The following is a 12,368-nucleotide window of genomic DNA, read 5'->3' as shown; positions in this document are numbered from 1 at the left end:
AATTGTTCCTATGAAATGACTCAATAAATAAAGGGATAATTATCTTAAAATTTATAAGCTGAGGAATATTCTGATTTTTTATCTGCGTTTTTTTGTTAAGCTAACATTAAGGTTGGGTTTGCTATAATTAATAATAAATCCCAGGATGGTAATTAAGTTGTGATTGTCGCTAAACGATATTTTCTCATTTTTTCATTTCTTTTTATTCAGTTAGCTTTCATTCCCCAGGGTGCTGCTGAAGACAAAGGCTGGTTCGCTACTTTTAAAGATAATGTTAGTGAGACCTGGCAGCAGCCGGAACATTATGATCTGTATGTACCTGCTATTACGTGGCATGCACGTTTTGCCTACGATAAAGACAAAACGGATCGCTACAATGAACGCCCATGGGGGGCTGGATTTGGCCAATCCCGTTGGGATGATAAAGGTAACTGGCACGGGCTCTATATAATGGCCTTTAAGGATTCCTACAATAAATGGGAACCGATCGGCGGCTATGGCTGGGAAAAAACCTGGCGGCCGCTGGCCGATGAAAACTTCCATACAGGTCTCGGTTTTACCGCCGGTTTTACCGCGCGTGATAACTGGAACTACATTCCTGTACCCGTGCTGTTACCGCTGGCATCAATTGGCTATGGTCCGGCAACGTTTCAGATGACCTACATTCCAGGAACGTATAACAACGGCAACGTCTACTTTGCCTGGATGCGTTTCCAGTTTTGATAGACTACCTGTATTGTCAGGTGGTTTATTAAAAATGCTTTTAAAAACATATTGTTACGAAGTTTAACTGAAAAATAACGCGACATTTATCACTTTTTGATAAAGTTCGACTGGACAAAGTGCACCACAATTGTTGTACTGATACCCGACACAGCATTTGTGTCTATTTTTCATGTAAAGGTAATTTTGATGTCTAAGATTAAAGGTAACGTTAAGTGGTTTAATGAGTCCAAAGGATTCGGTTTCATTACTCCGGAAGATGGCAGCAAAGACGTGTTCGTACACTTCTCTGCAATCCAGACCAATGGTTTTAAAACTCTGGCTGAAGGTCAGCGTGTAGAGTTCGAAATCACTAACGGTGCCAAAGGCCCTTCTGCTGCAAACGTAATCGCTCTGTAAGCATACGACAGCAAGCATTCAAAACCCGCTTAATTGCGGGTTTTTTTCGCTCTAATGTGCGGGCGAGGCAGAAACCAGCCAGAATGCGAGGGCGGTCATCGCGAATGACCCCAATAGATTCACCAGCACATTCACCATAGCCCAACCAAAGCGTCCTTCCTGTAGCAAAAACACCACTTCTGCAGAGAAAGTGGAAAATGTTGTTAGTCCCCCGCAAAAGCCAGTGGTAATCAGTACCTTCCACATTGGGTCAATGTTTGTCATGCGATTAAACCATGCCAGGCCCATACCAATGATAAATGCCCCAATTAAGTTTGCAGCCAGCGTACCGAATGGAATGGCCTGATGCAGCGGGTTAAACCGCATGCTCAGCATCCATCTTGCTACGCTACCTGTACCACCACCAATAAAAACCGCTAAAAGGAGTTGTAACACTGCGTAATCCTGCTATTTGATTGTATAGAGAGTGAGTGTAACGCTGAATAATCGTTGTTGGCGAGCTTAACAAAGTTTTCTGGAGGGAATATGTTCGTTGCTGCAGGGCAATTTGCCGTGGGTCCTTCATGGGAGAAAAATGCAGAAACCTGTGCCTTACTGATGTCTCAGGCAGCAGGCGAGGGAGCATCGCTACTGGTATTACCGGAGGCATTGCTGGCGCGTGACGATTTTGACCCTGACATGTCAGTGAAATCAGCCCAACTGTTAGAAGGTGGGTTTCTGACGCGTTTGTTGCGAGAAAGTGCGCAAAATGAGATGACAACAATCCTGACCATTCATGTTCCCTCTGTGCCTGGTCGTGCCTATAACATGCTGGTGGCATTACGGGCAGGGCAGGTTGTGGCCCATTACGCGAAATTACATCTCTATGACGCCTTTTCCATTCAAGAATCACGTAATGTGGATGCAGGGGACGCCATCGCGCCGCTGCTGGACGTAGACGGATTAAAAGTAGGGCTAATGACCTGCTATGACCTGCGCTTCCCCGAGCTGGCGCTGGCGCACGCACTGCAGGGGGCTGAAATCCTCGTTTTACCCGCGGCCTGGGTGCGGGGATCGTTAAAAGAGCATCACTGGGCTACACTTTTGGCAGCAAGAGCGCTGGATGCCACGTGTTATCTGGTGGCAGCTGGAGAGTGCGGTAACAAGAATATTGGCCAAAGTCGGGTTATCGATCCTTTAGGCGTGACCATTGCAGCAGCGGCAGAAACGCCCGCGCTAATCATAGCCGAGGTTTCCGGCGAGCGGGTGAGGCAGGTCAGGGCGCAACTTCCGGTGTTAAGTAACCGACGCTTTGCGCCACCGCAATTATTATGACGTTTTTTTAAACAAGGCTTGATTCACCTTGTTACAGATTGCTATTGTGTGCGCGCGTCGAAAGGCCGTTAATATTCTCAGGTTAATATGGCGCTTTATGCAGCCTGGTTTAAGTCAAGAAGGTATCTATGGGTGAGATTAGTATTACCAAACTGCTGGTGGTTGCCGCACTGGTTGTTCTGCTGTTTGGTACCAAGAAGTTACGTACACTGGGTGGAGACCTGGGAACGGCAATCAAGGGCTTCAAGAAAGCGATGAACGACGATAATACCGATGCCAGGAAAGAGGCTGATGGTAGCGTTCAGGCTGAGAAGCTTTCTCATAAAGAGTAATGTCAGGAGCATGATGCTCATACTGCAAACTCTGAATGAAAAAAAACCGGCGATTTGCCGGTTTTTTTATTGCTGATATGTAAGTGATTATTACACGATTACTTCACTTCCAGCCCTTTGGCCTGCATGTCAGCATGGTATGAAGAGCGAACGAATGGACCACACGCAGCATGGGTAAAGCCCATAGCCATAGCTTCTGCTTTCATCTCATCGAACTCATCCGGGCTTACATAGCGTTGCACCGGCAGGTGATGGCGGCTTGGTTGTAAATACTGCCCCAGCGTCAGCATAGTCACGCCATGGCTGCGCAGGTCGCGCATGACCTCAATGATTTCAGCATTGGTTTCGCCCAGACCCACCATCAGACCCGACTTGGTCGGAATCTCCGGGTGTGCTTCCTTGAAACGTTCCAGAAGCTTCAGCGACCAGTTATAGTCAGCCCCAGGGCGTACATTGCGATAAATACGCGGTACGTTTTCGAGGTTGTGGTTAAACACGTCCGGCGGTGTGGCGGTGAGGATATCCAGCGCGCGATCCATACGACCACGGAAGTCAGGCACCAGCGTTTCGATTTTAATCGACGGGCTTTTCTCACGAATAGCGGTGATGCAGTCAGCAAAGTGCTGGGCGCCGCCGTCACGCAGATCGTCGCGGTCAACGGAGGTAATGACCACATAGCGCAGCGCCATGTCCGCAATTGTCTGAGCCAGTTTTAACGGCTCGTTAGCATCAGGAGCAACCGGACGGCCATGGGCAACGTCGCAGAATGGGCAACGGCGGGTACAGATTGCGCCGAGGATCATAAAGGTTGCAGTGCCGTGATTGAAACATTCAGCCAGGTTAGGGCAGGAAGCTTCTTCGCAGACAGAGTGCAGGCCATTTTTGCGCATTGCCGCTTTGATGCCCTGGATGCGAGTGGAGTCCGCTGGCAGTTTTATTTTCATCCATTCCGGTTTACGCAGCAGGGCTTCACGCTCTGTTGCCACATTTTTTACCGGGATAAGAGCCATCTTATCGGCATCGCGGTATTTAACACCGCGTTCCATCACAATGGGTTTACTCATAGCTTGCGTGTTCCAGTTGCGAATTACGAAGGAAAGCGTTTCAATTCAAGGGAATGTTGCATTTATCAACTATTTTTGAATTAGTGATACGCAGTATATCATTGAAACGGGCCAGAAAGCAGCCTGACAGGCTGGCAAAATGTAAAATAGTTGTTGTTTTGTGCCATTTGCCACAACATATGCCGTGGCAAAGTATGACCGCATTTTTAGTCCGCAACGTATTCGTGCGGTGGGTTACCCAACAGCGCCAGAATGTTGGCCAGCAGGCGTGGGCGAATGCTCTCAGTGGTGGCCGCGCTATCCCACTGCGATACTTTTGCCATCTCCATTCCGGCATAACCACAAGGATTGATACGCAGGAAAGGCGACAAGTCCATATCCACGTTAAGCGCTAAGCCGTGAAATGAACATCCTTTACGAATACGTAACCCCAAAGAGCAGATTTTCTTCTCTCCAACGTAAACGCCAGGCGCATCGGCTCGCGGGTGAGCGTCAATGCCGATTTCCGCCAGGGTATTGACGACGGTTTGCTCTAACAGCGTAACCAGTTCGCGAACGCCAAGTTTACGACGCTTCAGGTTTAACAGCACATACATGACCTGCTGGCCCGGCCCGTGGTAGGTCACCTGGCCGCCACGATCGCTCTGGATCACCGGAATATCTCCGGGCATCAGTACGTGTTCTGCTTTACCTGCCTGACCCTGGGTAAAGACAGGATAATGCTCTACCAGCCAGATTTCATCATGGCTGTTTTCATCGCGGGTATCGGTAAATTCGTGCATGGCCAGAGAGACTGGCTCGTAAGGTTGAAGACCGAGCTGGCGGACCAGAATTTTATCCTGATACAAAACGGCATCTCCGTAAATACTCACACAGAGTAGAGAATGTTAAAGAGGGGAAAAGTATATCACAGGAGGGAGGGGTTACCCGAGCGGGGATGCAGCGGGTAACCGACAGGTTTTTACAGCACCATGCGTACGATATCGATGTTACCTAATTCTTCGTACAGCGTTTCAACCTGCTCAATGTGTGTAGCAGTGATGGTGATAGAGACCGAGTGGTAGTTGCCTTTGCTGCTCGGTTTTACCGTCGGAGAGTAATCACCTGGCGCATGGCGCTGTACCACTTCAACCACCTGATCAACCAGCTCAGGCAACGCCTGCCCCATTACTTTGTAAGTAAATGGAGTAGGGAATTCAAGCAGTTCGTTAAGTTTGGTTTTCATGTCAGCTCCGGCGTTACATCAAAAAATAATAACTCCCACAGTGCGTGGGAGTTATCAGGATACCTAGTATATGGGGACGTAAATCACACTTTCAAGTGTTCGATTTTTAGCCAAACCAGTGATGGAACATTAATTTAATGTAATCAATGATTTTCCCAAAGAAGTTCCCTTCAGGGATTTCCTGCAGAACCACCAGCGGGCGCTGCTCAATGGTTTTGCCATCCAACTGGAAGTTGATAGTACCGACAACCTGATTTTTCTGCAGCGGTGCGTGCAGTTCAGTGGTGTTCAGCACATAGCTTGCTTTCAGATCTTTCATGCGACCGCGTGGAATGGTCAGATAGACGTCTTTATCAACACCTAACGACGCACGATCGGTGTTACCAAACCAGGCAGGTTCTGAGGCAAATTCTTTACCTACTTTCAGCGGGTTGACGGTTTCGAAGAAACGGAAGCCCCAGGTCAGCAGTTTTTTACTTTCGGTTTCGCGGCCTTTATAGGTGCGACCACCCATGACGGCGGAGATCAGACGCATCTGGCCTTCAGTTGCTGATGCAACGAGGTTATAGCCAGCCTTATCGGTGTGACCGGTTTTGATACCGTCGACATTCAGGCTGTTATCCCACAGCAGGCCGTTGCGGTTTAGCTGACGAATGCCGTTAAAGGTGAACTCTTTTTCTTTATAGATAGAGTATTCGTTAGGCACGTCACGAATTAGCGCCTGACCAATCATCGCCATGTCGCGAGCCGAGCTGTACTGGCCGTCAGCATCAAGACCATGAACGGTCTGGAAGTGGGTGTTTTTCAGGCCCAGCGCATTCACATAGCTGTTCATCAGTCCGACGAAAGCATCCTGGCTACCGGCGGCGAAGTCCGCCATTGCCACGCACGCGTCGTTTCCGGATTGCAGGTTAATGCCACGGATCAGCTGAGAAACAGGAACCTGCATGCCTGGCTTAAGGAACATCAGCGATGAACCTTTGAAGACCGGGTTGCCCGTAGCCCATGCGTCATTACCGACGGTAACCAGATCGGTTTCTTTGAATTTCCCGGCTTTCATCGCCTGGCCGATGACGTAGCTGGTCATCATTTTGGTCAGGCTGGCGGGATCGCGGCGAGTATCGGCGTTCTGTTCTGCGAGAACCTTACCTGAATTGTAATCAATCAGGATATACGACTCCGCATCGATCTGCGGAACGCCCGGGATCATGGTTTTAATATTCAGGTCATCGGCATGGGCAGCAGAGAGAGAGGCTGCGCAGAGAGCCGCGGTGAGCGCCATACGCTGCACGAAACGAGCGGAAAAAGTGGTCTTCATGGTCTGAACTACGACGTCCGTGATGAAATTAAAAAAAGTGCCCTACTATAGCAAATGCATAACTGGCAGGCATCTGACTTTCCGCGTGACTTTGTTAATGTCATTTACAGAAACTGACAGTTCAGATACCTGATTTACGTTATTACACGCCGGTGATGAAGGACTGTAATTGCGCCTCGGATTGAAGACGCTGCTGCAATGCGGAAGCTTCAGTTTTGCTGGCGAACGGCCCCATCTGGATACGCCAGACTGCGCCGTTTTGTACTACCCGGCCAGGGACGCCAAACTGCTGGCTTAAACGCTTTTGATACTGCTGTGCGCGCGACTGCTCGCTGACAGCGCCAACCTGCACCACGTAGCGTCCGTTAGCGGTTGCCGCTGGAGCAGGTGCTGCGACGGCTGCTGGTGTCGCTGCCGGCGCGGTTGACGATACCGGTGCGGTGGTCGTCGGTTGTGGCGCCGGGGTCGGCTCGCTGCCTTCCAGCACACCTGCTGCGAGCGTGGTCGGCGCACCGAGGAATCCACCGCTGTTGACTGGCGCGCCGGTTGGATCATCGCTTTTCAGCGTGGAATTGCTGATTGGACGAATATCACCTTGCGGCTGACCTGCATCCGATGGCGAAGGCATGCTTCCCATATTGCCGCCACCGCTTAAATCTGGACGTGCCGGCAGGGCATAAGTTTGTTTCGCGACCGTAGTACAAGCCATTCCCGGCCCCGACAAGGAACCATCCTGGGCGACGATGATCGGATCGATACGTACTTTGGTGTTGTTGGAGGTGTTCAGACGATCGGCAGCGGCACGCGAAAGTGAAATCACGCGATCGTTGCCATAAGGGCCGCGATCGTTAATGCGTACGACGATCATCCTGCCGTTTGCCAGGTTGGTAATTCTGGCATAGCTTGGGACTGGCAACGTCGGATGCGCAGCGGTCAGTTGCATCGGGTCGAACGCTTCGCCAGACGCGGTTAAGTTGCTTCCGGGTTCCGCATCATAAATAGCGGCGAGCCCGGCCTGACTAAAGCGGGAGGGATCCTGGACGATTTTGTAGCTTTTACCATCACGCTGGTAGTCCTGATTCGCCGTTGGGTTCAGGGGTTCAAAGCGCGGATCGGCCCCGCTGATTTCAACAATCGGACCATTACACACCGCAGGCTGCGGCGCGACAGCAACCTGTTGCTGACCATCATCACTCGAACACGCCGCGAGCATTCCTGCTGCGATGCAGATACCAAGCCACTGCTTACGCATTGCGTACCCCTTACACGCTTTTCGACAACATTTTTCTATGGGTGTGGATCGACATAACAATCCCGAACCCGGCCATCAGCACGATAAGTGCCGAGCCTCCGTAACTGACCAGTGGGAGTGGAACCCCAACCACGGGCAGAATACCGCTCACCATACCAATATTTACGAAGACATAAACGAATAATATCAACATTAAGCCACCCGCCATGACGCGACCAAAGGTGGTTTGCGCGCGAGCAGCGATCCATAATCCGCGCATAATCAGCAAAATGTACAGCGTCAGCAGAATCAATATCCCCACCAGACCCAGCTCTTCCGCCAGGACTGCGAAGATAAAGTCCGTGTGGCGCTCCGGTAAAAACTCAAGCTGCGACTGCGTACCATGCAGCCAGCCCTTGCCGCGTAGCCCGCCAGAGCCAATAGCAATTTTAGACTGAATGATGTGATAGCCCGCGCCCAGCGGGTCGGTTTCCGGGTCGAGCAGCATCATGACGCGCTGACGCTGATAATCATGCATCAGGAAGAACCACAGTATCGGAATAAACGCTGCGACCAGAACCACCGCAACGCCGATTAAGCGCCAGCTCAAACCAGAAAGGAACAGGACAAACAGACCTGAAAGGGCAACCAGAATTGAGGTGCCGAGGTCAGGCTGGGCTGCGACCAGCAGCGTGGGCATAAAAATCAGCACCAGCGCAATGGCGGTATTTTTTAGCGATGGCGGGCAAACGTCTCGGTTAATAAAACGCGCGACCATCAGTGGCACGGCGATTTTGGCGATTTCTGAGGGCTGAAAACGCACAATACCTAAATCCAGCCAGCGCTGCGCGCCTTTGGAAATGGCGCCGAAGGCGTCTACCGCCACCAACAGAATAATGCAGAATATATAGAGATAGGGTGCCCAGCCCTCATAAACCCGGGGCGGAATTTGCGCCATCACGACCATGATGACCAGACCCATTGCGATTTGGCCGACCTTGCGCTCCATCATGCCAATATCCTGGCCGCTGGCGCTCCAGATGACCAGTGAGCTGTAGACCAGCAGAGCCAGCAAAATCAGTAACATGGTGGGATCGATGTGGATTTTGTCCCAGAATGTTTTTTTGTTCGGATTATCCGTCACGATTATTGGTCCTCCGCTGCTGCAACCGCGGGGTTTTCTGCAGGCAGATTGGTGTTGTTGTCGCCTAACATAATGTGGTCAAGGATTTGGCGCATAATAGTGCCCACCGCCGGACCCGCGCCGCCGTTTTCAAGGATCATGGCGACAGCGACCTGGGGTTTATCATAGGGGGCGAAGGCCGTCATCAGCTTGTGGTCACGTAAACGTTCGGCGATTTTATGCGCGTTATAGGTTTCATTGGCTTTCAGGCCAAAGACCTGTGCGGTACCGGATTTCGCCGCAATTTTGTAAGGCGCGCCAGCAAAATACTTGTGCGCAGTCCCGTTAGGGCGGTTCGCGACACCATACATACCGTCTTTCGCGATTTCCCAATAACCGGAATGAATATCGCCAACGGGCGGTTCGTGCGGCTGTACCCACGGCACCTGCTTGCCGTCTTCTGCCGTACTCATCAGCAGATGCGGGACTTTTACCAAACCGTCGTTGATAAGGATCATCAGCGCTTTACTCATCTGGATAGGGGTTGCAGTCCAGTAACCCTGACCGATGCCGACCGGAATGGTATCACCCTGGTACCATGGTTTTTTAAACCGTTTTTGCTTCCACTCGCGGGTTGGCATATTGCCGGAACGTTCTTCGGCAAGATCGATACCCGTGTATTGGCCGTAGCCAAACTTGCTCATCCACTCTGAAAGCCGGTCTATCCCCATATCATAGGCGATTTGATAGAAAAACGTATCTGCGGACTCTTCCAGAGAACGGGTGATGTTCAGATGACCGTGCCCCCACTTTTTCCAGTCGCGGTAACGTTTCTCAGAGCCCGGTAGCTGCCACCAGCCCGGATCGAACAGGCCGGTGTTGCGGGTAATGACGCCTGCGCTTAACGCAGAAACAGCGACGTAAGGTTTTACCGTTGAAGCAGGGGGGTAAACGCCCTGCGTGGCGCGGTTAACTAATGGAGTATTCGGGTCATTGAGCAACCCGGAGTAATCTTTGCTGGAGATACCATCCACAAACAGGTTCGGGTCGTAGCTCGGCATGGATACCAGCGCCAGAACGCCACCGGTACGCGGATCGGTAACCACCACGGCGGCACGACTGCCCGCCAGTAGCGTTTCAATGTACTGCTGGAGTTTCAAATCCAGAGTGAGATAGATATCGTGCCCGGCCTGCGGGGCCACTTCTTTCAGCTGGCGAATGACGCGGCCGCGGTTGTTCACTTCAACTTCTTCATAACCGGTCTGGCCGTGAAGGACGTCTTCGTAATAACGTTCAATACCCAGCTTGCCGATGTCGTGCGTCGCCGCGTAGTTAGCCAGCTTGCCGTCTTTGTCCAGGCGGTCCACGTCTTTATCGTTGATCTTCGATACGTAGCCAATCACGTGGGTTAGCGCAGAGCCGTAGGGGTAATAGCGACGTTTATAGCCTTTAACTTCGACGCCCGGAAAGCGATATTGATTAACGGCAAACCGTGCGACCTGAACTTCAGTCAGGTTGGTTTTTACCGGAATAGAGGTGAAACGGTGTGAACGGGCGCGCTCTTTTTTAAAGGCGGCAATATCATCGTCCGTCAGGTCTACGACGTTACGCAGCGCGTCGAGCGTATCCTGAATGTTGTCGACCTTTTCCGGCATCATTTCTATCTGATAAATGGTGCGGTTAAGGGCGAGCGGAATGCCGTTGCGGTCATAAATGATGCCGCGACTTGGCGCGATAGGGACCAGTTTGATACGGTTTTCGTTCGAGCGAGTCTGATAATCAGTAAAGCGAACGATTTGCAGATTATAAAGGTTGGCGATCAGCACGCCGGTGAGCAGCAAAATCCCCAAAAAAGCGACCAGCGCCCGGCGCACAAACAGCGCGGACTCAGCCGAATAGTCGCGAAAAGAATTCTGTAGTTTCATCCGCTGCTTAATCTACTCAAGAATCAATGATCACTCACGGTGATAAGGATGGTTGGTGGTAATGCTCCACGCCCTGTACAGACTCTCCGCTACCAGAACCCGAACAAGAGGGTGAGGAAGGGTTAACGCAGAGAGTGACCAGCTTTGTTCCGCTGCCGCTTTACAGGCGGGAGAGAGCCCTTCTGGCCCGCCAATCAACAGGCTGACGTCGCGGCCGTCCAGTTTCCAGCGCTCCAGTTCGGTCGCCAGCTGCGGCGTATCCCAGGGTTTCCCGGGGATATCAAGGGTGACGATGCGGTTTTTGCCGGCTGCGGCCAGCATCTGCTCACCCTCTTTGTCGAGAATGCGTTTAATGTCCGCGTTCTTGCCGCGTTTTCCTGCCGGGATTTCGATCAGCTCAAAGGGCATATCTTTCGGAAACCGACGCAGATACTCGGTAAATCCGGTTTGCACCCAGTCAGGCATTTTCGTTCCCACAGCGACAAGTTGCAGCTTCACGCATTAACTCCAGAGTTTTTCCAGTTCATACAGGCGGCGACTCTCTTCCTGCATCACGTGGACAATCACATCGCCGAGGTCAACGACGATCCAGTCAGCGACATTCTCGCCTTCCACGCCGAGCGGCAGCAGGCCAGCAGTGCGGGACTCCTGAACAACGTGATCTGCGATAGACATAACGTGACGGCTGGATGTGCCGGTGCAGATAATCATGCAATCAGTGATGCTGGACTTGCCCTGAACGTCTAAGGCAATGATGTCTTGACCTTTCAGGTCATCAATTTTGTCGATTACAAAATCCTGGAGTGCTTTACCCTGCAAGTGTTCCCCCTGGGTGAAAAGAGTTAAAAACGTCTGTTAGTATACCTGAACCAGAGGCGATATCGGGACAAATGTCTCCGAAAGCGCTTGTGAAGTGCGCTATCATCCCATCCCACGCTACAGAATGCATCGCCATTTTTGTAAAACAATTTCTGCAAAGCTCTGAAGGGCGGGAAAAGTCAGGTTGCGGAGAATAACAGCCTGTCATGGGGTGTCAATGGGAGAGAGCCCCTTCGAGATAAAAAACAGCGCTTTCACTCCCCGTCGTGCCATACGGCACGGCTGTTGAGCACTTTCAGAACCGCAAAATCGTCACAAAAATCAATTGCGCTCCAGCAGCCTTGTTCGACGCGGAAATGCCACATTGCCGCTGCTGGCATGGATAGCAGACGGGCGATCAATACGCTCAGTACGCCCTGATGACTCACCACCAGCAGATTCTGGCAGGCTTTGTAATCAGCGAGTTGCGCAATGAAGCGTTCCACACGCAGGGAAAATGCCTGAAAACCTTCGCCATTTGTGGGCGTCGCATTCTGCCAGTCGTTACACCACACGGCGTAGTTTTCGGCGTCTTCGCGCTCCAGATCGCGATGATGGCGCATTTCCCAGTCACCAAAAAACATTTCATTGAGTTCAGGCATATTGCGCACCGCAACCTCGCGATCCCCTAAGACCAACTGTGTTGTATGGCGGGCGCGTTCCAGCTCGCTGCACAAAACGTTGTCGACAGGCACATTGCGTAACAGCCTACCCAGCGTTTGCGCCTGAGCGATCCCCCGTTCCGTTAGCGGTGTGGGGGCGTGGCCGCTGTATAAACCAGCGACATTGGCTTCGGTTTCTCCATGACGTACTAACCAGAGTCTCATGTTTTCCTCATCAGGCTATTCGCACAAAA

Annotated in this window: 15 protein-coding genes; 4 read left to right on the top strand and 11 right to left on the bottom strand. The window is 51.5% G+C overall.

The window, feature by feature from the left end:
* Positions 1 to 159: 159 nt before the first annotated feature.
* Positions 160 to 723 (top strand): lipid IV(A) palmitoyltransferase PagP, encoded by a 564-nt coding sequence (gene pagP / locus WHR59_RS17050; RefSeq protein WP_043015565.1) that lies wholly within the window; start codon positions 160 to 162, stop codon positions 721 to 723.
* 189 nt (positions 724 to 912) lie between these two features.
* Complete coding sequence (gene cspE / locus WHR59_RS17045; protein ID WP_000034825.1) at positions 913 to 1,122, top strand: transcription antiterminator/RNA stability regulator CspE; 210 nt, start codon at positions 913 to 915, stop codon at positions 1,120 to 1,122.
* Between the two features lie 51 nt (positions 1,123 to 1,173).
* On the opposite strand, the gene crcB is transcribed toward cspE, so the two are convergent.
* A complete protein-coding gene (gene crcB / locus WHR59_RS17040; RefSeq protein WP_043015566.1) occupies positions 1,174 to 1,557 on the bottom strand; it encodes a fluoride efflux transporter CrcB in 384 nt (127 codons plus the stop codon).
* A gap of 90 nt (positions 1,558 to 1,647) precedes the next feature.
* Between crcB and WHR59_RS17035 the strand changes: the two genes are divergently transcribed.
* Together WHR59_RS17035 and tatE are read left to right on the top strand one after the other, a co-directional pair.
* Complete coding sequence (locus WHR59_RS17035; RefSeq protein WP_087051573.1) at positions 1,648 to 2,436, top strand: deaminated glutathione amidase; 789 nt, start codon at positions 1,648 to 1,650, stop codon at positions 2,434 to 2,436.
* A 128-nt stretch (positions 2,437 to 2,564) separates the two neighbouring features.
* Positions 2,565 to 2,768, top strand: a complete 204-nt coding sequence (tatE, locus tag WHR59_RS17030) for a twin-arginine translocase subunit TatE (protein WP_038638735.1) — start codon at positions 2,565 to 2,567, stop codon at positions 2,766 to 2,768.
* Between the two features lie 98 nt (positions 2,769 to 2,866).
* Here the strand turns inward: tatE and lipA are convergent, their stop codons facing one another.
* The 10 genes from lipA to WHR59_RS16980 form a co-directional block, all read right to left on the bottom strand.
* Positions 2,867 to 3,832, bottom strand: a complete 966-nt coding sequence (gene lipA, locus WHR59_RS17025; protein WP_003022702.1) for a lipoyl synthase — start codon at positions 3,830 to 3,832, stop codon at positions 2,867 to 2,869.
* A gap of 206 nt (positions 3,833 to 4,038) precedes the next feature.
* Positions 4,039 to 4,680 (bottom strand): lipoyl(octanoyl) transferase LipB, encoded by a 642-nt coding sequence (gene lipB / locus WHR59_RS17020; RefSeq protein ID WP_042309816.1) that lies wholly within the window; start codon positions 4,678 to 4,680, stop codon positions 4,039 to 4,041.
* 113 nt (positions 4,681 to 4,793) lie between these two features.
* The gene (gene ybeD / locus WHR59_RS17015) at positions 4,794 to 5,057 is read right to left on the bottom strand and encodes a DUF493 family protein YbeD (protein ID WP_003022706.1); all 264 of its coding nucleotides are present in this window, start codon (positions 5,055 to 5,057) and stop codon (positions 4,794 to 4,796) included.
* Positions 5,058 to 5,163: 106 nt separating this feature from the next.
* Positions 5,164 to 6,375: a D-alanyl-D-alanine carboxypeptidase DacA gene (gene dacA / locus WHR59_RS17010; RefSeq protein ID WP_003022711.1), complete on the bottom strand. Its 1,212-nt coding sequence runs from the start codon at positions 6,373 to 6,375 to the stop codon at positions 5,164 to 5,166.
* Positions 6,376 to 6,517: 142 nt separating this feature from the next.
* Positions 6,518 to 7,627 carry an endolytic peptidoglycan transglycosylase RlpA gene (rlpA, locus tag WHR59_RS17005; RefSeq protein WP_043015569.1) on the bottom strand — a complete coding sequence of 370 codons (1,110 nt, stop codon included), beginning with the start codon at positions 7,625 to 7,627 and terminating at the stop codon, positions 6,518 to 6,520.
* Positions 7,628 to 7,637: 10 nt separating this feature from the next.
* A complete protein-coding gene (gene mrdB / locus WHR59_RS17000; protein ID WP_006685529.1) occupies positions 7,638 to 8,750 on the bottom strand; it encodes a peptidoglycan glycosyltransferase MrdB in 1,113 nt (370 codons plus the stop codon).
* 2 nt (positions 8,751 to 8,752) lie between these two features.
* Positions 8,753 to 10,654, bottom strand: a complete 1,902-nt coding sequence (gene mrdA, locus WHR59_RS16995) for a peptidoglycan DD-transpeptidase MrdA (protein ID WP_043015570.1) — start codon at positions 10,652 to 10,654, stop codon at positions 8,753 to 8,755.
* Positions 10,655 to 10,684: 30 nt separating this feature from the next.
* The gene (rlmH, locus tag WHR59_RS16990; RefSeq protein WP_003022725.1) at positions 10,685 to 11,152 is read right to left on the bottom strand and encodes a 23S rRNA (pseudouridine(1915)-N(3))-methyltransferase RlmH; all 468 of its coding nucleotides are present in this window, start codon (positions 11,150 to 11,152) and stop codon (positions 10,685 to 10,687) included.
* 3 nt (positions 11,153 to 11,155) lie between these two features.
* A complete protein-coding gene (gene rsfS, locus WHR59_RS16985; RefSeq protein ID WP_003022728.1) occupies positions 11,156 to 11,473 on the bottom strand; it encodes a ribosome silencing factor in 318 nt (105 codons plus the stop codon).
* A gap of 254 nt (positions 11,474 to 11,727) precedes the next feature.
* Positions 11,728 to 12,339 (bottom strand): adenosylcobalamin/alpha-ribazole phosphatase, encoded by a 612-nt coding sequence (locus WHR59_RS16980; protein WP_043015571.1) that lies wholly within the window; start codon positions 12,337 to 12,339, stop codon positions 11,728 to 11,730.
* Positions 12,340 to 12,368 lie beyond the last annotated feature (29 nt).

It is taken from the genome of Citrobacter europaeus (assembly GCF_037482245.1).
GTDB lineage: Bacteria > Pseudomonadota > Gammaproteobacteria > Enterobacterales > Enterobacteriaceae > Citrobacter > Citrobacter europaeus.
This window is presented reverse-complemented; position numbering and strand designations above follow the sequence as displayed.